Annotated in this window: 19 protein-coding genes and 1 tRNA gene; 14 read left to right on the top strand and 6 right to left on the bottom strand. The window is 53.5% G+C overall.

All coding sequences use genetic code 11. The features are described 5' to 3' along the window. Positions 1-23 precede the first annotated feature (23 nt). From gcvH to ACJ9N4_RS05315, 3 genes are all read left to right on the top strand, one after another. On the top strand, positions 24-413 hold the full coding sequence (gcvH, locus tag ACJ9N4_RS05325; RefSeq protein WP_182272563.1) for a glycine cleavage system protein GcvH: 390 nt from the start codon (positions 24-26) through the stop codon (positions 411-413). A gap of 126 nt (positions 414-539) precedes the next feature. Further along, positions 540-3,413, top strand: coding sequence for an aminomethyl-transferring glycine dehydrogenase (gene gcvP / locus ACJ9N4_RS05320; RefSeq protein ID WP_182918908.1), 2,874 nt, complete (start codon positions 540-542; stop codon positions 3,411-3,413). Positions 3,414-3,482: 69 nt separating this feature from the next. Continuing rightward, positions 3,483-4,226 (top strand): SDR family oxidoreductase, encoded by a 744-nt coding sequence (locus ACJ9N4_RS05315; protein ID WP_182918907.1) that lies wholly within the window; start codon positions 3,483-3,485, stop codon positions 4,224-4,226. A 34-nt stretch (positions 4,227-4,260) separates the two neighbouring features. Here the strand turns inward: ACJ9N4_RS05315 and ACJ9N4_RS05310 are convergent, their stop codons facing one another. Together ACJ9N4_RS05310 and ACJ9N4_RS05305 are read right to left on the bottom strand one after the other, a co-directional pair. After that, positions 4,261-5,694, bottom strand: coding sequence for a 6-phospho-beta-glucosidase (locus tag ACJ9N4_RS05310; protein ID WP_182272560.1), 1,434 nt, complete (start codon positions 5,692-5,694; stop codon positions 4,261-4,263). Between the two features lie 116 nt (positions 5,695-5,810). Then, positions 5,811-6,542, bottom strand: a complete 732-nt coding sequence (locus ACJ9N4_RS05305) for a MurR/RpiR family transcriptional regulator (protein WP_182274570.1) — start codon at positions 6,540-6,542, stop codon at positions 5,811-5,813. A 51-nt stretch (positions 6,543-6,593) separates the two neighbouring features. Here ACJ9N4_RS05305 and yqfB point away from each other — a divergent pair, with 51 nt between their 5' ends. Both yqfB and trhA read left to right on the top strand, forming a co-directional pair. Continuing rightward, the gene (gene yqfB, locus ACJ9N4_RS05300; RefSeq protein ID WP_182272559.1) at positions 6,594-6,905 is read left to right on the top strand and encodes a N(4)-acetylcytidine aminohydrolase; all 312 of its coding nucleotides are present in this window, start codon (positions 6,594-6,596) and stop codon (positions 6,903-6,905) included. 165 nt (positions 6,906-7,070) lie between these two features. Next, positions 7,071-7,730: a PAQR family membrane homeostasis protein TrhA gene (gene trhA, locus ACJ9N4_RS05295; RefSeq protein ID WP_182272558.1), complete on the top strand. Its 660-nt coding sequence runs from the start codon at positions 7,071-7,073 to the stop codon at positions 7,728-7,730. A 107-nt stretch (positions 7,731-7,837) separates the two neighbouring features. Here the strand turns inward: trhA and ygfZ are convergent, their stop codons facing one another. Next, positions 7,838-8,818 (bottom strand): tRNA-modifying protein YgfZ, encoded by a 981-nt coding sequence (gene ygfZ / locus ACJ9N4_RS05290; protein ID WP_182272557.1) that lies wholly within the window; start codon positions 8,816-8,818, stop codon positions 7,838-7,840. A gap of 295 nt (positions 8,819-9,113) precedes the next feature. On the opposite strand from ygfZ, the gene sdhE reads away from it, so the two are divergent. Together sdhE and ACJ9N4_RS05280 are read left to right on the top strand one after the other, a co-directional pair. Then, on the top strand, positions 9,114-9,380 hold the full coding sequence (gene sdhE, locus ACJ9N4_RS05285; RefSeq protein WP_411500308.1) for an FAD assembly factor SdhE: 267 nt from the start codon (positions 9,114-9,116) through the stop codon (positions 9,378-9,380). Then, on the top strand, positions 9,361-9,771 hold the full coding sequence (locus ACJ9N4_RS05280; protein WP_182272555.1) for a protein YgfX: 411 nt from the start codon (positions 9,361-9,363) through the stop codon (positions 9,769-9,771). The genes sdhE and ACJ9N4_RS05280 overlap by 20 nt, the downstream gene beginning before the upstream one ends. Before the next feature lie 7 nt (positions 9,772-9,778). On the opposite strand, the gene fldB is transcribed toward ACJ9N4_RS05280, so the two are convergent. Further along, positions 9,779-10,300, bottom strand: a complete 522-nt coding sequence (gene fldB / locus ACJ9N4_RS05275; protein ID WP_182918906.1) for a flavodoxin FldB — start codon at positions 10,298-10,300, stop codon at positions 9,779-9,781. 101 nt (positions 10,301-10,401) lie between these two features. Between fldB and xerD the strand changes: the two genes are divergently transcribed. From xerD to lysS, 5 genes are all read left to right on the top strand, one after another. Beyond that, a complete protein-coding gene (xerD, locus tag ACJ9N4_RS05270) occupies positions 10,402-11,298 on the top strand; it encodes a site-specific tyrosine recombinase XerD (protein ID WP_196390448.1) in 897 nt (298 codons plus the stop codon). 28 nt (positions 11,299-11,326) lie between these two features. Beyond that, positions 11,327-12,040: a bifunctional protein-disulfide isomerase/oxidoreductase DsbC gene (gene dsbC, locus ACJ9N4_RS05265; protein ID WP_182272552.1), complete on the top strand. Its 714-nt coding sequence runs from the start codon at positions 11,327-11,329 to the stop codon at positions 12,038-12,040. A gap of 5 nt (positions 12,041-12,045) precedes the next feature. Continuing rightward, positions 12,046-13,779, top strand: coding sequence for a single-stranded-DNA-specific exonuclease RecJ (recJ, locus tag ACJ9N4_RS05260; protein WP_182272551.1), 1,734 nt, complete (start codon positions 12,046-12,048; stop codon positions 13,777-13,779). Positions 13,780-13,868: 89 nt separating this feature from the next. Next, positions 13,869-14,967 (top strand): peptide chain release factor 2 gene (gene prfB, locus ACJ9N4_RS05255; protein WP_182272550.1). Its coding sequence is split into 2 segments (ribosomal slippage): positions 13,869-13,943 and positions 13,945-14,967, totalling 1,098 coding nucleotides; the frame shifts between segments, so codons are not numbered across the junction. A 9-nt stretch (positions 14,968-14,976) separates the two neighbouring features. Continuing rightward, complete coding sequence (gene lysS, locus ACJ9N4_RS05250) at positions 14,977-16,494, top strand: lysine--tRNA ligase (RefSeq protein ID WP_182272549.1); 1,518 nt, start codon at positions 14,977-14,979, stop codon at positions 16,492-16,494. 38 nt (positions 16,495-16,532) lie between these two features. Here the strand turns inward: lysS and idi are convergent, their stop codons facing one another. Beyond that, positions 16,533-17,075 (bottom strand): isopentenyl-diphosphate Delta-isomerase, encoded by a 543-nt coding sequence (gene idi / locus ACJ9N4_RS05245; RefSeq protein WP_411500307.1) that lies wholly within the window; start codon positions 17,073-17,075, stop codon positions 16,533-16,535. A 184-nt stretch (positions 17,076-17,259) separates the two neighbouring features. Between idi and actS the strand changes: the two genes are divergently transcribed. Together actS and ACJ9N4_RS05235 are read left to right on the top strand one after the other, a co-directional pair. Continuing rightward, entirely contained in the window at positions 17,260-18,009 is a 750-nt protein-coding gene (gene actS, locus ACJ9N4_RS05240; RefSeq protein WP_411500306.1) for an amidase activator ActS, read from the top strand. 80 nt (positions 18,010-18,089) lie between these two features. Continuing rightward, positions 18,090-18,163, top strand: a tRNA-Gly gene (locus ACJ9N4_RS05235). Between the two features lie 207 nt (positions 18,164-18,370). On the opposite strand, the gene ACJ9N4_RS05230 is transcribed toward ACJ9N4_RS05235, so the two are convergent. Then, complete coding sequence (locus tag ACJ9N4_RS05230; protein WP_182918903.1) at positions 18,371-18,787, bottom strand: hypothetical protein; 417 nt, start codon at positions 18,785-18,787, stop codon at positions 18,371-18,373. Positions 18,788-18,957 lie beyond the last annotated feature (170 nt).

Raw genomic sequence — 18,957 nt, 5'->3', positions numbered from 1 at the left:
TCATTTTTATCAGGAGAACTTCAATGAGCAATGTGCCAGCAGAACTGAAATACAGCAAAGAACACGAGTGGCTGCGCAAAGAGGCGGACGGCACTTACACCGTAGGGATCACCGAGCATGCGCAAGAGCTGCTGGGCGACATGGTGTTTGTTGACCTGCCTGAAGTGGGCACAACCGTAAGCGCCGGTGATGACTGTGCTGTGGCGGAGTCCGTAAAAGCGGCCTCTGACATCTATGCCCCGATTAGCGGTGAAGTTGTTGCCGTGAATGACGCGCTGAGCGACTCCCCGGAGCTGGTGAACAGCGAGCCATATGAAGGTGGCTGGATCTTCAAGATCAAAGCCAGCGACGAATCGCAGGTTGCCGCATTACTGGATGCAACCGCGTACGAAGCCCTGTTAGAAGACGAGTAAGCCATTATCCCTCTCCCCTTTGGGGAGAGGGTAGGGTGAGGGGAACAGACGACACCCTCACCCCAGCCCTCTCCCTAAGGGAGAGGGAGAAAACACATTCACTGCACGTTTCAGGAACCATCGCTCATGACACAGACTTTAAGCCAGCTTGAAAACCGTGGCGCTTTCATTGAACGTCACATTGGGCCGGATGCTCAGCAACAGCAGGAGATGCTGAATACAGTTGGCGCGGATTCACTCAATGCACTGATTGGCCAGATCGTGCCAAAAGACATCCAGCTTGCAACGCCACCTCAGGTTGGTGACGCGACCACTGAATTCGCCGCACTCGCGGAGCTGAAGGCGATTGCCAGCCTCAACAAGCGCTATAAGTCTTACATTGGCATGGGTTACACCAACGTGCAGTTACCGCCGGTGATCCTGCGCAATATGCTGGAAAACCCAGGCTGGTACACCGCGTATACCCCATATCAGCCGGAAGTATCTCAGGGCCGTCTGGAAGCGCTGCTGAACTTCCAGCAGGTGACGCTGGATCTGACCAGCATGGACATTGCTTCCGCCTCCCTGTTAGATGAAGCGACTGCTGCTGCCGAAGCGATGGCAATGGCGAAGCGTGTGAGCAAGCTGAAAAATGCTAACCGTTTCTTCGTGGCGGCAGATGTACACCCGCAGACGCTGGATGTGGTTCGCACCCGTGCAGAAACCTTCGGTTTTGAGGTGATTGTTGATGATGCCGATAAAGTGCTGGATCACCAGGATGTCTTTGGTGTGCTGCTGCAGCAGGTGGGCACTACCGGTGAAGTACACGACTACAGCGCACTGATTACCGAACTTAAATCCCGCAAAGTGGTTGTGAGCGTAGCCGCTGATTTTATGGCGCTGGTACTGTTGACCGCACCAGGTAAACAGGGTGCGGATATCGTCTTCGGCTCTGCACAACGCTTCGGCGTGCCAATGGGTTACGGCGGCCCACACGCTGCGTTTTTCGCTGCAAAAGATGAATTCAAACGCTCTATGCCAGGCCGTATTATCGGTGTCTCAAAAGATGCCGCCGGTAACACCGCGCTGCGCATGGCGATGCAGACTCGTGAGCAGCATATCCGCCGCGAGAAAGCGAACTCCAACATCTGTACCTCACAGGTGCTGCTGGCGAACATCGCCAGCCTGTATGCCGTATTCCACGGCCCGGTCGGCCTGAAACGCATTGCCAGCCGCATTCACCGCCTGACCGATATTCTGGCCTGCGGTCTGCAACAGAAAGGTCTTAAGCTGCGTCACGCGCACTACTTCGATACCCTGTGTGTGGAAGTGGCTGATAAAGCGGCTGTTCTGGCTCGCGCCGATGCGGCAGAAATCAACCTGCGTAGCGATATCCACAATGCAGTGGGCATTACGCTGGATGAAAGCACCACCCGTGAAGACATCCTGCACCTGTTTAACGTGTTACTGGGCGATTCACATGGCCTGGGCATTGATACGCTCGACAAAGAAGTCGCGCTCGACAGCCGCTCCATTCAGGTAAGCATGCTGCGTGACGACGCGATTCTGACGCACCCGGTCTTCAACCGCTATCACAGCGAAACCGAGATGATGCGTTATATGCACTCTCTGGAACGTAAAGATTTGGCGCTGAACCAGGCGATGATCCCGCTGGGCTCCTGCACCATGAAGCTGAACGCCGCGGCAGAGATGATCCCAATCACCTGGCCTGAGTTTTCTGAACTGCACCCGTTCTGCCCGGCTGAGCAGGCGGAAGGTTATCACCTGATGATTAACCAGCTCTCCGACTGGCTGGTGAAACTGACCGGCTATGACGCGCTCTGCATGCAGCCAAACTCCGGCGCGCAGGGTGAATACGCGGGCCTGCTGGCGATCCGCCATTATCACGAAAGCCGCAATGAAGGGCATCGTGATATCTGCCTGATCCCAAGCTCCGCGCACGGCACCAACCCGGCCTCTGCACAGATGGCGGGGATGGAAGTGGTGGTGGTTGCCTGCGATAAGAACGGAAACATCGATCTGGCCGATCTGCGTGCCAAAGCCGAACAGGCGGGCGATAAGCTCTCCTGCATCATGGTGACCTACCCGTCCACCCACGGTGTGTACGAAGAGACGATCCGTGAAGTGTGTGAAGTGGTGCATCAGTTTGGCGGCCAGGTGTATCTTGATGGCGCAAACATGAATGCTCAGGTGGGGATCACCTCTCCGGGCTTTATTGGCGCGGACGTTTCGCACCTGAACCTGCACAAAACCTTCTGCATTCCGCACGGCGGTGGCGGCCCGGGTATGGGGCCAATCGGCGTGAAAGCACACCTGGCACCGTTTGTTCCGGGTCACAGCGTGGTGCAGATTGAAGGGATGCTGACCCGTCAGGGTGCGGTTTCTGCGGCACCGTTTGGTAGTGCTTCTATCCTGCCAATCAGCTGGATGTATATCCGCATGATGGGTGCGGAAGGGCTGAAGCAGGCAAGCCAGGTGGCGATCCTGAACGCCAACTACATTGCTACCCGCCTGAAGTCTGCCTTCCCGGTGCTCTATACTGGCCGCGATGGTCGCGTGGCGCACGAGTGCATCCTCGATATTCGTCCGCTGAAAGAGCAAACTGGTATCAGTGAACTGGATATTGCCAAGCGCCTGATCGACTACGGTTTCCACGCGCCAACCATGTCATTCCCGGTCGCGGGTACGTTGATGGTGGAGCCAACGGAATCTGAGAGTAAAGCCGAGCTGGACCGCTTTATCGACGCGATGCTGGCCATTCGTATGGAGATCGATCGCGTGCAGGACGGCGAGTGGACGCTGGAAGATAACCCACTGGTCAATGCGCCACACACGCAGAACGAGCTGGTGGCAGAGTGGACTCACGGTTACTCCCGTGAACTGGCTGTCTTCCCGGCCGGTGTGGCAAACAAATACTGGCCGACGGTGAAGCGTCTTGATGACGTTTACGGTGACCGTAACTTGTTCTGCTCCTGTGTACCAATGAGCGAATACCAGTAAATATTTCGCTGTAGTAATGTAGGCCGGGTAGGCGTTAGCGCCACCCGGCTTTTTTATTGGGAGAATACGATGGCAATTGCTCTTGTGACGGGTGCCAGCCGCGGTATTGGTAAAGCTACCGCACTGCAACTGGCCCGGGAAGGTTACACTGTGGCGGTGAACTATCACCACAACATTAAGGCGGCAACGGACGTGATTAATCAGATCGTTGACGCAGGTGGTAAAGCGTTTGCCGTGCGCGCGGATATCAGCGATGAAGCGCAGGTACTGGCGATGTTCGACAGCATTGACCGCGAAGGTGAGCCACTCACCGCGCTGGTGAATAACGCCGGGATTTTGTTCGAACAATCCACCATTGAAAGCCTGTCAGCCGAGCGGATCAATCGTGTGTTGTCCACCAACGTGACGGGGTATTTCCTCTGCTGTCGTGAAGCGGTTAAACGGATGTCGTTTAAACACGGGGGTAAGGGTGGGGCGATTGTGAATGTTTCATCTGCAGCGGCACGCCTTGGCTCACCTGGTGAATACGTTGATTACGCGGCATCGAAAGGGGCTGTGGATACGTTGACCACCGGACTTTCTCTGGAAGTCGCGGCACAGGGTATTCGGGTAAATGGCGTGCGTCCTGGCTTTATCTATACCGATATGCATGCGTCTGGTGGTGAACCGGGTCGTGTCGATAGGGTTAAATCAATATTGCCGATGCAGCGCGGTGGCCAGCCGGAAGAGGTGGCCCAGGCGATTGCCTGGCTACTGAGTGAGAAAGCTTCATATGTGACGGGGAGTTTTCTTGAGTTAGCGGGCGGGAAGTAAACGCCCGGTAAGCACAGCGCCACCGGGCAAAAAATCACAGCGTCTCGCCGTTGCTGGCAATCACACCTTTATACCACTCGAAGCTCTTCTTACGGGAACGGGACATGTCACCGGTGCCGTCGTCGTGTTTGTTCACGTAGATAAAACCGTAGCGCTTGCTGTACTGGCCGGTAGTGAAAGAGACGCAGTCGATACAGCCCCACGGTGTGTAACCCATCAGATCCACGCCGTCATAGGTGACTGCTTTCATCATCTCTTCCACGTGGGCGCGCAGGTAGTCGATGCGGTAGTCATCATTGATACTGCCGTCGGCTTCCACTTTATCGTAAGCGCCAAAACCGTTTTCCACGATGAACAGCGGCTTCTGATAACGTTCGTATAGCTCACACAGAGAATAACGCAGACCCACCGGGTCAATCTGCCAGCCCCAGTCGGATGCTTTCACGTGTGGGTTTGGTACGCTGCCTTCAAAGCCAGAAATGGCATCGCCGGTACCGCCTTCCGCTTTTACCGCGTTGGTCATGTAGTAGCTGAAGCCTAAATAATCGCAGGTGCCTTCGCGCAGAATTTGCTCGTCACCGGCCTCCATTTTGATGGAGAAACCACGGCGTTCCCACTCGTTCAGCACATACGTTGGGTAGTAACCCCGCAGCTGAACGTCGGTAAACACATAGCGCTCGCGCATGGATTCCTGAGCGAACATTACGTCTTCTGGTTTGCAGGAGAATGGGTATAGCGCAACCATCGCCAGCATGCAGCCGACTTTCATGTCCGGGTTAATACGGCGTGCCGCTTTCACCGCCAGTGCGCTGGCCACGAACTGGTGGTGTAGCACCTGATACATGGTCTCTTCCGGGTTGTCATGCCCGGTATAAACCACGCCGGAGCAGCAGTAGCCAAACAGTGGCGCACGCCAGTTACGCTGGTTGTTGATTTCGTTGAAGGTCATCCAGTATTTGACCTTGCTCTTGTAGCGCTCGAAGACCACCTCTGAGAAGTGTACAAAGAAATCAACCACTTTGCGGTTGGTCCAGCCGCCGTATTCCTGCACCAGGTGCAGCGGCATTTCGAAGTGGGAGAGGGTGATCACTGGCTCGATGTTGTACTTCAGCAGTTCATCGAACATGTCGTCGTAGAACTTCAGCCCTTCTTCATTTGGCTGGGTTTCATCGCCTTTCGGGAAGATGCGGGTCCAGGCGATAGAGGTGCGAAAACATTTGAAGCCCATCTCAGCAAACAGCTTAATGTCTTCTTTGTAATGGCCGTGGAAGTCGATGGCTTCATGGTTCGGATAGTATTTACCCGGCACCACTTCCTGCGTGATTTCGCGTGGTACGCCGTGGGCTCCACCGGTCAACACGTCACAAATGCTCGGCCCTTTGCCGCCTTTGTTCCAGCCGCCTTCAACCTGGTGAGCGGCAACCGCGCCACCCCATAAAAAGTCTTTTGGTAAGGTGAGTTTTTTCATTATTGCTATTCCCAATAAATGGCTTATTGGTATCGAGTCTAGCAAAGCGAAATTAAATGTCACGATATAACAATTTACGGGAAATGTGATTTGTTACATCGAAAAAACAGGGTGTTTTATTCCGTTAATTTCTTCGCCAGCTTACGCCCCAGCGACTCCAGAATATAGATGACGGGGATCTGGGTGGTAATATCGTAAACACCCGCAATACGCATTTGTGGAACATGCCAGGAGAGGTTAAAGTCCGCCAGTTTTGCCAGACGGGAGTGTTCGTGGCTGGTAATGGAGAGCACCTTACAGTGGTGCAGGCTGAACTGGCTGGCGAAACGCAGGATCTCTTCCGTTTCACCGGAGACAGACAGTACAATCGCCAGCGCATTTTTAGCCATATCATTAGTGACCGGGAAATACGGGTCATCGATATGATTGCTGAATTTACCAATATTTGAAAAGAAGCGTGCGCCATATTTTGCCAGTGAACCAGACGTACCTGCGCCGACAAATATAATTCGTTCAGATGATAAAATAATATCTACCGCGTCATCCAGTAACGCATCGAACTCTTCATTGTTAACACTTTTAAAGAAGCTGATAATTTCACTGGCACCGAAATTCGCCTGCTGGGGTTCGTTCTGCTCTAAATAGAGTTTAAAGCGTACGCGGAATTCAGAGTAACCTTCACAGTTGAGCTTGCGGCAAAAGCGTAAGATCGTGGTGGTTGAGACGCCAGCCGCATCCGCCAGCTCGCGGATGGTCATGTACGTCACTTTGTCACGATTTTTAATGACATAGTTGTAGACCATCATCTCCAGGTTATTGAGACTGGCAACGGCGGAATGGGAGAACATGCTCACAATGGCTACACTCACTCATCAGACTTTTCTTCAGGGAATAATAACATGCAGTCAAACGACATCACTTTTTTTCAGCGTTTTCAGGATGACATTCTGGCCGGGCGTAAAACTATTACCATTCGGGACGCAAGCGAATCACATTTCAAAAAAGGTGATGTTTTGCGCGTCGGGCGTTATGAGGATGACGGTTATTTTTGCACCATTGAAGTGAGGGCAGTCTCCACCGTCACGCTGGATACACTCACGGAAAAACACGCTCAGCAGGAGAACATGCCCCTTGAGACACTCAGGAGTGTGATAGTTGAAATCTATCCAGATCAGACTCAGTTTTATGTGATTGATTTTAAATGCGTTTAATGTAATGTGGAACATGTGTTAGCTGAAATGAAAATGTAATTATATGATTGTAAATTGGAAATGTTACTTTTAACTTTATTTTAGCTAACAGGTGTTCACTGGAATCATTCTCAGTTAGCATAGTCAGGCGATGAATAATCATCTTTAGTTTTCCCGGAGTTACTTATGGTGAGCAAGCCATTAATCGCACAGGGATATTCGCTGGCTGAGGAAATAGCCAACAGCATTAGCCACGGCATTGGCCTGGTTTTTGGGATTGTCGGTTTAGTGTTACTACTGGTACAGGCTGTGGATACCAACGCCAGCGCGATGGCGATCACCAGTTACAGCCTGTATGGCGGGAGTATGATCCTGCTGTTTCTGGCGTCGACGCTGTACCACGCTATTCCGCATCAACGGGCTAAGATCTGGCTCAAGAAATTCGACCACTGCGCTATCTATCTTCTTATTGCAGGCACTTACACGCCTTTCCTGCTGGTGGGGTTAAACTCGCCGCTGTCGCGTGGCCTGATGATTGTAATCTGGAGCCTGGCCCTGCTGGGGATCCTGTTTAAGTTAACTATTGCACACCGGTTTAAGGTGCTGTCGCTGGTGACCTATCTGACGATGGGGTGGTTGTCGCTGATTGTGGTTTATCAGCTGGCGATTAAGCTGGCGGTAGGGGGCGTGACGCTTCTGGCGGTGGGGGGTGTGGTTTATTCGCTGGGCGTAATTTTCTACGTCTGCAAGCGTATTCCGTACAACCACGCCATCTGGCACGGCTTTGTGCTGGGCGGCAGCGTGTGCCACTTCCTGGCGATTTATTTGTACGTAGGGCAGGTGTAGTTTAATGCGGCCTGATACCCTTTCCCACGGGAAGAGGGTGCAAAAATAAAAAACGGTAACCTTTTGGTTACCGTTTTATTTTTATCTCACCACCGGGCGATACCGCATCACTCTTCCAGTGAATATGGCAGTGGCTCGATGCTCAGGGTATTGGCATCGTCACGCACGCGGAACACGCTGTCGGCTTCCATATCGTTATTCATCACGGCCTGAACCAGAAGACGGCCATCATCCAACTGCACGGCGGCTAAAACGGTGCCGGTACGACGCCAGTTGTCACCCATCTTCAGCTCTAAATCTTCGCCCGCTTCCGGGACGCGACTGGCGTGGCCCGCCAGCGTCCATAATGCACGCTTGTTTGCTCCGCGGAATTTCGCACGCGCCACCATCTCCTGACCGGTATAGCAGCCTTTCTTAAAGCTGATGCCTCCCAGCGCCTGCAGGTTGGTTGCTTGCGGAATAAACTGCGCGCTGTTCGCCGCGTCAATCACCGGCAATCCTGCTTCAATGTTCAGCGCCAGCCACTGCTGGCTGTTGTTGAACTGTGCTTCACCGCGAAGCGCCTCGGTGACGCGTTCGGCAGTGGCGGCATCCGTCACCAGCAGGAAACGCTCCGCCGGGTGTTCAAACCACAGGATGGATGTTGCGCCCTCGCTGACCAGCTGTTTTTCCGCATCCGGCAGCTCGCTGAACAGATTTTTCAGCGCCGCGCGTGCCTGGAAGCCTGCCACACCGAGCAGGACATGCTCATCGTCCGGTGCAATAGTGACTTTGGAAAAGACTGCGTATTTTTTCAGTTCGGTCAGTTGGGCATCGCGCAGGCTGCGGCGCTCAATAAAGGCAAACCCGTCCTGACGACGGAACAGACGCAGGTTGCTCCACATTTTGCCTTTTGGATCACAGTGCGCGGCCAGCAGATGCTGGTGTTCGTTCATCAGGCTGACGTCAGCGGTCACCTGGCCCTGCAGATACTTTTCGCTGTCGGCACCGGTGAGTGTCGCCAGCGCCCAGTCATCAAGAGAAATAAGCGTCAGCGGCAAACGCGCAGAGGCGGCGGGCTGGCGAGGAGAGAATGGAATAAAAGCCATAGTGATATCCTGAATTGCTTAACGCTTTGATAATGCCTAATGGTAAAAGAGACTGTAATCATTGCAAGCGCTTTCAGCAGGCCATTCGTGCCATAACGCAGATATGCGTAGCGCCACGCAAAACAGAGTAATCCACTATCCTGGTAGGGTTTTTTTCTGGAATCCTGCTTCAGGTTCGTAATATTCCAGTAAAGAAACGGTCGAAAACACGTTACACTAGTTTGTGTCCCCGCAGAGAAATAAAGAACACTGGACGGGGTGCCAACTGTGCCAAACGTAATGCAGGAAACAGAACATGGATATTAACAACAAGGCCCGTATTCACTGGGCGTGTCGACGTGGTATGCGTGAACTTGATATTTCTATCATGCCTTTCTTCGAGTATGAGTATGACAGCCTGAGCGATGACGATAAGCGTCAGTTTGTACGCCTGCTTGAGTCTGACGATCCTGATTTATTCAACTGGCTGATGAATCACGGTCAACCCGCCGACACCGGGTTGCAACGGATGGTGGAATTAATTCAAACACGGAATCGGGAACGTGGTCCTGTGGCAATCTGATCTTCGCGTCTCGTGGCGCTCACAGTGGATGTCGTTATTACTCCACGGCCTGGTTGCGGCATTTATTTTACTGATGCCGTGGCCGCTTAGCTATACACCTTTGTGGCTGCTGTTGCTGTCATTTGTGGTTTTTGACAGCGTGCGCAGCCAACGCCGAATTAACGCCTGTCAGGGTGAAATCAAATTACTGATGGACTCTCGCCTGCGCTGGCAGGGTAAAGACTGGGATATTATTGGTATGCCCTGGATGCTCAATTCCGGCATGATGCTACGGTTGCGCAAGGTAGATGGCGGGCGTCGCCAACATCTGTGGTTGTCAGCAGACAGCATGGACACTGCAGAGTGGCGAGATCTGCGCCGGATGATATTGCAGCAGCCGACGCAGGAATAAGTGCTCGTCAGCTAAACTTTTCTGCCATCTCACCCAGAATCTGTTCGCACCAGTTTTGCAGGCGTTCGTCGCTAAGATCGTACTGGTTGGTTTCATCCAGCGCGAGCCCGACAAACAGCTGGCCGTCTGCGATAATCGGCTTTTTGCTGGTGAACTCGTACCCTTCGGTTGGCCAGTAGCCGATAAACGTAACGCCTTTCGGTGCCAGTTTGTCGTGCAGCATGCCGAGCGCATCCAGGAACCACTCACCGTAACCCAACTGATCGCCCATGCCGTACATGGCAATGATTTTGCCGTCGAGGTTGAGCGTATCGAGCTGTTCCCAGATGGCTTCCCAGTCTTCTTGTATTTCGCCGAAGTCCCAGGTTGGGATACCGAGGATCAGCACGTCGTACTGTTCCATCAGCGTGAGTGCGTCATCTTTCAGGTTATGCAACGTCACCAGTTCCGGGCCAATGATGTCGCGAATTTTTTCTGCCGCCATTTCGGTGTAGCAGGTGCTGGAACCATAGAACAGACCAATATTCATCGCGTAACTATCTCAATTCTTGCGTTGACTTTGCGCGTAGTGTACCAGAAACCGGTAACAATCAGGCATAATGCCCGTATTGCTGAATTAAAGGGGCCGCTGTGGAAAAGGATCTCGCACTCATCGAACAGTTTCTCGATGCGCTTTGGCTGGAGAAAAACCTGGCCGAGAATACGCTCAGTGCCTACCGGCGCGATCTTTCCATGCTGGTGGAATGGCTGGCACACAGGGAACTGTCGCTTGAGAGCGTACAACATGACGATCTGCAGACATTACTCGGCGAGCGTATGGACGGGGGCTACAAAGCAACCAGCTCCGCACGCCTGCTAAGCGCTATGCGTCGGCTGTTTCAGCACCTTTACCGTGAGAAAGTTCGCGCGGACGACCCCAGCGCACTTCTGGCCTCACCTAAACTCCCCCAGCGGTTGCCGAAAGATCTCAGCGAAGCACAAGTTGAGAGATTATTACAGTCGCCTGCAGTTGACCTGCCGCTGGAGTTACGCGATAAAGCCATGCTTGAACTATTGTATGCTACCGGCCTGCGTGTTTCTGAGTTAGTAGGGCTAACGATGAGCGACATCAGCCTGCGTCAGGGCGTGGTTCGCGTGATAGGTAAAGGGAACAAGGAACGGCTGGTACCGCTGGGCGAAGAGGCAGTCTACTGGCTGGAAACGTATCTGGAGCACGGTCGTCCGTGGCTGCTTAATGGCGTTTCGATTGATGTCTTGTTCCCCAGCCAGCGTGCGCAGCAGATGACGCGGCAAACGTTCTGGCATCGCATCAAGCATTACGCCACACTGGCTGGCATCGACAGTGAAAAACTGTCACCGCACGTTCTGCGTCATGCGTTTGCGACGCATCTGTTAAACCACGGCGCTGATTTACGCGTGGTACAGATGTTGCTGGGACACAGCGATCTTTCAACGACGCAGATTTACACCCATGTCGCGACGGAACGCCTGCGGCAGCTACACCAACAGCACCACCCACGTGCGTGAGTGCCGACGAATTGTAACAGGATCAACTATGAAAAAGTCTTTTGCGCTGTTCACCCTGCTGGCAGCTTCATTTACCGGTTTTGCCCATGCGGATGACGCCGCCATTAAACAGTCTCTGACGAAACTGGGTGTCACCAGCAGCGATGTTCAGGCTGCGCCAGTTGCAGGTATGAAAACCGTATTAACTGACAACGGCGTGCTGTACGTGACCGAAGACGGGAAGCACATTATTCAGGGGCCAATGTACGATGTGAGCGGCGCGCAGCCCGTGAACGTGACTAATCAGCTGCTGATGAAAAAACTGAACGCGCTCGACAAAGAGATGATCGTCTATAAAGCGGCGCAGGAAAAACACGTCATTACCGTCTTCACCGACATCACCTGCGGCTATTGCCACAAGCTGCATGAAGAGATGAAAGACTACAACGCGCTGGGGATCACAGTGCGTTACCTGGCCTTCCCGCGAGCGGGCGTACAGAGCCAGCCTGAGCAGGATATGAAAGCTATCTGGTGTGCGAAAGACCGTAACAAAGCCTTTGATGACGCGATGAACGGCAAAGGCGTACAGCCAGCTTCCTGTGATATCAATATTGCCAACCACTATGCGCTGGGCGTGCAGTTTGGTGTGAACGGTACACCCGCGATTGTGCTGAGCAATGGCTATGTTGTACCGGGTTATCAGGGACCAAAAGAGATGAAAGAGTTCCTCGACGCGCACCAGAAACAGTTTGGTGGTAAATAATCCGCGTGAAAGCCCCGATAAAACTGCGCCGCCGTGAAGCGGTTGAAACGGCTGATTTACCCGCCGATCTTTCTCCGCTGTTAAAGCGGCTCTACGCGAGCCGTGGTGTGCGTACGGCGGAAGATCTTGAACGTGGCGTCAAAGGGATGCTGCCCTGGCAGCAGCTTAACGGTGTCGAAAAAGCCACTGAAATGCTCTACAACGCGTTCCGTGATGGGACGCGGATTGTGGTGGTGGGGGATTTCGATGCCGATGGTGCAACCAGCACTGCGCTGAGTGTGCTCAGCCTGCGCGCACTGGGCTGCGATAACGTCACCTATCTGGTGCCAAACCGGTTTGAAGATGGCTACGGTCTTAGCCCGGAAGTGGTCGAGCAGGCACACGCGCGCGGTGCACAGATGATCATGACCGTGGATAACGGTATTTCCTCTCATGCAGGCGTTGAGCGTTCGCACCAGTTGGGGATCCCGGTGCTCGTGACCGATCATCACCTGCCGGGAGAGACTCTCCCTGCCGCCGAAGCCATTATTAACCCGAACCTGCGCGACTGCGATTTCCCGTCGAAATCGCTGGCGGGAGTAGGGGTAGCGTTTTATCTGATGCTGGCGCTACGCACGCTGCTGCGTGATAAGGGCTGGTTTGAATCCCGTGGGATCGCCGTGCCGAACCTGGCCGAGTACCTCGATTTGGTGGCGCTTGGTACCGTGGCAGACGTGGTGCCGCTGGATACCAACAACCGCATTTTGACCTGGCAGGGCTTAAGCCGTATTCGGGCGGGCAAGTGCCGTCCGGGAATTAAAGCGCTGCTGGAGATTTCCAACCGTGACCCGCTCAGGCTGGCGGCAAGTGATTTAGGTTTTGCCCTCGGGCCGCGTCTGAACGCTGCCGGAAGGCTGGACGATATGTCCGTTGGCGTTGCGTTGCTGCTGTGCGACAACATTGGTGAAGCGCGCGTGCTGGCCAACGAACTGGATGCGCTGAATCAAACCCGCAAAGAGATTGAGCAGGGAATGCAGGCTGAAGCGCTGACCCTGTGCGAAAAGCTGGAGCGTAGCGGTGATACGCTGCCGGGCGGCCTGGCAATGTATCATCCCGAGTGGCATCAGGGTGTGGTGGGCATTCTGGCGTCGCGCATTAAAGAGCGTTTCCACCGCCCGGTGATTGCTTTTGCCCCGGCGGGCGACGGCACGCTGAAAGGTTCTGGTCGCTCAATTCAGGGGCTGCACATGCGTGATGCGCTGGAGCGTCTGGATACGCTTTATCCTGGCCTGATGATCAAGTTCGGCGGCCACGCGATGGCAGCCGGTTTGTCGCTGGAGGAAGCGAAGTTTGATGAGTTCCAGCGCCTGTTCGGTGAGCTGGTGACCGACTGGATTGACCCGGCTCTGCTGCAGGGCGAAGTGGTTTCCGACGGCGCACTGTCAGCGGCAGAAATGACGATGGACGTGGCACAGATGCTGCGCGATGCAGGCCCATGGGGGCAGATGTTCCCTGAACCGTTGTTCGATGGCCGTTTCCGTCTGTTGCAACAGCGCATTGTGGGCGAACGCCATTTGAAAGTGATGGTTGAACCGGTTGGCGGAGGCCCACTGCTGGACGGCATTGCTTTTAACATCGATACCGCCATCTGGCCGGACAACGGCGTGCGCGAGGTGGAACTGGCCTACAAGCTTGATATTAACGAGTTTCGCGGTAACCGCTCCCTTCAGATCATCATCGACAATATCTGGCCAATTTAGCGTCAGTAAAGCTACAAAAAAGGGCGTGGATTCGGTACAATCCCGCTCTTATCACCGCATTTTGACAAGTCCATAAAAGAAAACAGACCATGTTTGAAATTAATCCGGTAAAAAACCGTATTCAGGACCTCACGGAGCGCTCTGACGTTCTTAGGGGGTATCTTTGACTACGATGCCAAGAAAGAGCGCCTTGAAGAAGTAAATGCCGAGCTGGAACAGCCGGACGTCTGGAACGAACCTGAACGCGCTCAGGCGCTGGGTAAAGAGCGTTCCTCTCTCGAAGCTATCGTTGATACCCTCGACCAAATGTCTCAGGGGCTGGAAGATGTTTCCGGTCTGCTGGAGCTGGCTGTAGAAGCCGACGACGAAGAAACCTTTAACGAAGCCGTGGCAGAACTCGACGGTCTGGAAGAGAAGCTGGCACAGCTTGAATTCCGTCGCATGTTCTCTGGCGAGTATGACAGCGCTGACTGCTATCTGGATATCCAGGCCGGTTCTGGCGGTACTGAAGCGCAGGACTGGGCAAGCATGCTGACGCGTATGTATCTGCGTTGGGCAGAAGCGCGCGGCTTCAAAACCGAAATCATCGAAGAGTCTGAAGGTGAAGTCGCGGGTCTGAAATCCGTCACCATCAAGATTATCGGCGATTACGCCTATGGCTGGTTGCGTACTGAAACTGGCGTTCACCGCCTGGTGCGTAAGAGCCCGTTCGACTCCGGTGGTCGTCGCCATACCTCCTTCAGCTCCGCGTTTGTCTACCCGGAAGTGGAAGACGATATCGATATCGACATCAACCCGGCCGATCTGCGTATTGACGTTTATCGCGCATCTGGTGCGGGTGGTCAGCACGTTAACCGTACGGAATCTGCGGTGCGTATTACCCACATTCCAACCGGGCTGGTAACGCAATGCCAGAACGACCGTTCCCAGCATAAGAACAAAGACCAGGCCATGAAGCAGATGAAAGCGAAGCTTTATGAGCTCGAAATGCAGAAGAAAAATGCTGAGAAACAGGCGATGGAAGATAACAAGTCTGACATTGGCTGGGGCAGCCAGATCCGTTCTTACGTCCTCGATGACTCCCGCATCAAAGACCTGCGTACCGGGGTTGAAACCCGTAATACGCAGGCGGTGCTGGACGGCAGCCTGGACCAATTTATCGAAGCAAGTTTGAAAGCAGGGTTATGAGGAACCAAAATGTCTGAACAACAAGCACAGGGCGCTGACGTAGTAGTTGATCTTAACAACGAACTGAAAACCCGCCGCGAGAAGCTGGCTGCACTGCGTGAGCAGGGCGTGCCGTTCCCGAACGATTTTCGTCGTGACCACACCTCAGACCAATTGCACGCAGATTTCGGCAGTAAAGAGAACGAAGAGCTGGAAGCACTGAACGTTGAAGTGTCCGTGGCTGGCCGTATGATGACCCGTCGTATCATGGGTAAAGCCTCTTTCGTCACGCTGCAGGACGTGGGTGGCCGTATTCAGCTGTACGTGTCCCGTGACGACCTGCCGGAAGGCGTCTACAACGAGCAGTTCAAGAAATGGGACCTGGGCGATATCCTGGGTGCGAAAGGTAAGCTGTTCAAAACCAAGACCGGTGAACTGTCTATCCACTGCACCGAGCTGCGTTTGCTGACCAAAGCGCTGCGCCCGCTGCCGGACAAATTCCACGGTCTGCAGGATCAGGAAGCACGCTACCGTCAGCGTTACCTGGATCTCATCTCTAACGATGAATCCCGCAAGACCTTCAAAATTCGCTCCCAGATTATGGCGGGTATCCGTCAGTTCATGGTTAACCGCGATTTTATGGAAGTAGAAACCCCGATGATGCAGGTGATCCCTGGCGGCGCGTCTGCGCGTCCGTTTATCACCCATCACAACGCCCTGGACCTGGACATGTACCTGCGTATCGCGCCGGAACTGTACCTGAAGCGTCTGGTTGTGGGTGGTTTCGACCGCGTATTTGAAATCAACCGTAACTTCCGTAACGAAGGCATCTCCGTTCGCCATAACCCAGAGTTCACCATGATGGAACTCTATATGGCGTATGCAGATTACAAAGATCTGATCGAGCTGACCGAATCCCTGTTCCGTACCCTGGCGCAGGACGTTCTGGGTACCACTGAAGTGCCTTACGGTGAAGAGGTCTTCGATTTCGGTAAGCCGTTCGTCAAACTGACCATGCGCGAAGCGATCAAGAAATACCGTCCAGAAACCGACATGGCTGACCTGGATAACTTCGGTTCTGCGAAAGCGATCGCCGAAAGCATCGGTATCAAAGTTGAGAAGAGCTGGGGTCTGGGCCGTATCGTGACCGAGATCTTCGAAGAAGTGGCAGAAGCACACCTGATTCAGCCAACCTTCATCACCGAATACCCGGCTGAAGTCTCTCCGCTGGCGCGTCGTAATGACGTGAACCCGGAAATTACCGATCGCTTTGAATTCTTCATCGGTGGCCGCGAAATCGGCAACGGCTTTAGCGAGCTGAACGATGCAGAAGATCAGGCGCAGCGTTTCCAGGACCAGGTTGATGCGAAAGCGGCAGGGGACGACGAAGCGATGTTCTTCGACGAAGACTACGTGACCGCGCTGGAGCACGGTCTGCCGCCAACAGCAGGTCTGGGTATTGGTATCGACCGTATGGTTATGCTGTTCACCAACAGCCATACCATTCGTGATGTGATCCTGTTCCCGGCGATGCGTCCGGTGAAATAAGTCGTTAAGATGTCAAAAAAGCCCCGAAAGGGGCTTTTTTATTGCGCAGCGAAGGCTCTGAGCGCCTCGCGGGCGGTTGTGGCTTCCATGACCATCCACGGGCTAAAGGCCCACGGAGTGGCATCCAGCGCGCGGAACAACGCTTCCAGCTCAACCCACTGATATTCCATCACCTCATCGCGATTTATTGTCACATTGTTCGTGATGCGGGCTGCGAATACCGGGCAAATCTCGTTTTCAACGATCCCGGATGGATCAGATTCCCGATAACGAAACTCCGGTGCGACGGGGGTGATATCTGTGATTTCTGCGCCCACTTCAAAGCGGCTGCGACGGATAACCGCCTGTGTTGTTTCTTCGCCGGACTGCGGGTGACCACAGACGGAGTTTGTCCAGACGCCCGGCCAGGCTTTCTTGCTTAATGCGCGGCGGGTGATCAGACATTCACCTTTGGCATTAAACAGCCAGGAGGAGAAAGCCAGATGCAGCGGGGTATGCGAGGTGTGTGCGGCGTATTTTTCCTGAGTGCCAAGCACCAGTCCCTGGTCATCTACCAAAATAACGTGTTCTTGAATACTCATTCTTGCTCCAGTACAAGGACCGCCGGGTAGTGCTGCACTTATTCAGACCCGCACTACCATCAGCGGCATTATTATACTGCATTCTTAATACGAACACTTTGACCCGCAGAGCGGAAAAGGGAATGACCCATATCAGTTTCGGCTGCTATCATAGTGCGCCATTCACGCTGACCGAGGATCTGTTTTGTTTGCAGGAAGCCTGACTCGAAACCCCATCACTGCCGTTTTCTGCCTGACGCTGGCGCTACTTCTGGCGGGATGCTCGGGAAGTAAATCTTCGGATATGGGCAGCTATTCCGGAGCGGTGTATACCGTGAAGCGTGGTGATACGCTGTACCGTATTTCGCGTATGACGGGCACCAGCGTGAAAGATATTGCGCGGATGAACAATATCCCGGCACCGTACACCCTCGAAGTGGGGCAACAGCTCAGGGTTAACGGTAGTTCTTCCTCTTCAGCCAAAAAATCAACCACCTCAAAAGGTAAGACCGCCAAAGTCACGCCATCCTATGCAGTACCGCAGTCCTCCTGGCCACCGGTCGGGCAGCGCTGCTGGATCTGGCCTGCCAGTGGCAAAGTGGTGGTGCCATACTCATTGTCTGAAGGTGGTAACAAAGGTATTGATATCGCGGCAGCGCGCGGTACGCCGGTCTACGCATCCGGCGCGGGAAAGGTGGTCTACGTTGGTAACCAGCTGCGCGGGTACGGTAATCTGATCATGATTAAACATGGTGAAGATTACATCACTGCTTATGCCCACAACGATACGATGCTGGTCAATAATGGGCAGAACGTGAAGGCAGGGCAGAAGATTGCGACAATGGGGAGTACCGGTACAGACTCGGTGAAGCTGCACTTCCAGATTCGCTATAAGGCGACGGCCATCGATCCACTGCGTTATCTTCCTGCGCCCGGCAGTAAACCGAAGTGCTAAGTGATTATTTAATCGCCACTTAGTTATGCAGAGGCTTGTCTGAAGACGCGTAAGGTCTATAATGCTTTACGCACCTCAAAGCGGGCGTAGTTCAATGGTAGAACGAGAGCTTCCCAAGCTCTATACGAGGGTTCGATTCCCTTCGCCCGCTCCAGAATTCCCCTAACTTTATTTTCCCATTCGCCCAGGAACAAAAAACGATACAATTTCGGTGCAACTGGCGCGGTATCTTTGTTTCGCGAAAGAGCTTCCCGTCTGCTTTGCTCATAGCTTGAAGTTATTGTATTTCGACCATTTTTAATCTTCCGCAGGCATTGGGCGAGCAGACCATGCTGATTCCATTGACAATCCTTTACTGGCGTTAATAGTTTTGCGTATCTTGCCCGCCGAAAATATTCGCGCGACTAGTTGAGGGCTTACCGTTGCTGTAGTGAGTATCCTGACCATTAAAAATATTGGCCCGACTGCTAGACTGGGTGCCGTCGTTGTAATGGGTATCCTGACCGCCAAAAATATTGGCTCTACTGCTGGATTTTTTGCCATCGCTGTAATTCGTATCCTGTCCACCAAAGATATTCGCTCTGCTGGTTGCCTTCCTTCCGTCGCTGTAAGTGATATCCTGTCCGCCGAAAATATTGGCCCGACTGCTGGATGTTGTGCCATCGTCATAGCGACAGTCCTGCCCATCAAAAATATTGGCTCGGCAACTATCCGCCATAGCAGTATTCAACGAACCCGCAAAAATAATAAATACTAAAACCCACGTCTTAGCGTTCATGGCTATTCTCTGAAAATGAATGGGAGCAACGGTAGCTATACTATGCCTGATAGTGTAACGCGGGAGGTTATGTTGTCCTAATTTTCGCAACAAAATGTGGGCACTACATCGGTGAGGCTTTGTTGAATAAATAAGATTCCGTGCGAACGTCCTTGTTGCGGGTCGGATTA

It is taken from the genome of Enterobacter sp. LM3, from assembly GCF_046622475.1.
Classification (GTDB): Bacteria; Pseudomonadota; Gammaproteobacteria; order Enterobacterales; family Enterobacteriaceae; genus Enterobacter; species Enterobacter cloacae_P.
The sequence above is the reverse complement of the archived record's forward strand: the minus strand, read 5'-3'. Positions and strand labels throughout refer to the sequence as shown.

Coding starts and splice junctions, on each gene's coding strand:
- gcvH (WP_182272563.1), top strand. CDS start 24: ATGAGCAATGTGCCAGCAGAACTGAAATACAGCAAAGAACACGAGTGG.
- gcvP (WP_182918908.1), top strand. CDS start 540: ATGACACAGACTTTAAGCCAGCTTGAAAACCGTGGCGCTTTCATTGAA.
- ACJ9N4_RS05315 (WP_182918907.1), top strand. CDS start 3,483: ATGGCAATTGCTCTTGTGACGGGTGCCAGCCGCGGTATTGGTAAAGCT.
- ACJ9N4_RS05310 (WP_182272560.1), bottom strand. CDS start 5,694: ATGAAAAAACTCACCTTACCAAAAGACTTTTTATGGGGTGGCGCGGTT.
- ACJ9N4_RS05305 (WP_182274570.1), bottom strand. CDS start 6,542: ATGTTCTCCCATTCCGCCGTTGCCAGTCTCAATAACCTGGAGATGATG.
- yqfB (WP_182272559.1), top strand. CDS start 6,594: ATGCAGTCAAACGACATCACTTTTTTTCAGCGTTTTCAGGATGACATT.
- trhA (WP_182272558.1), top strand. CDS start 7,071: ATGGTGAGCAAGCCATTAATCGCACAGGGATATTCGCTGGCTGAGGAA.
- ygfZ (WP_182272557.1), bottom strand. CDS start 8,818: ATGGCTTTTATTCCATTCTCTCCTCGCCAGCCCGCCGCCTCTGCGCGT.
- sdhE (WP_411500308.1), top strand. CDS start 9,114: ATGGATATTAACAACAAGGCCCGTATTCACTGGGCGTGTCGACGTGGT.
- fldB (WP_182918906.1), bottom strand. CDS start 10,300: ATGAATATTGGTCTGTTCTATGGTTCCAGCACCTGCTACACCGAAATG.
- dsbC (WP_182272552.1), top strand. CDS start 11,327: ATGAAAAAGTCTTTTGCGCTGTTCACCCTGCTGGCAGCTTCATTTACC.
- lysS (WP_182272549.1), top strand. CDS start 14,977: ATGTCTGAACAACAAGCACAGGGCGCTGACGTAGTAGTTGATCTTAAC.
- idi (WP_411500307.1), bottom strand. CDS start 17,075: ATGAGTATTCAAGAACACGTTATTTTGGTAGATGACCAGGGACTGGTG.
- ACJ9N4_RS05230 (WP_182918903.1), bottom strand. CDS start 18,787: ATGAACGCTAAGACGTGGGTTTTAGTATTTATTATTTTTGCGGGTTCG.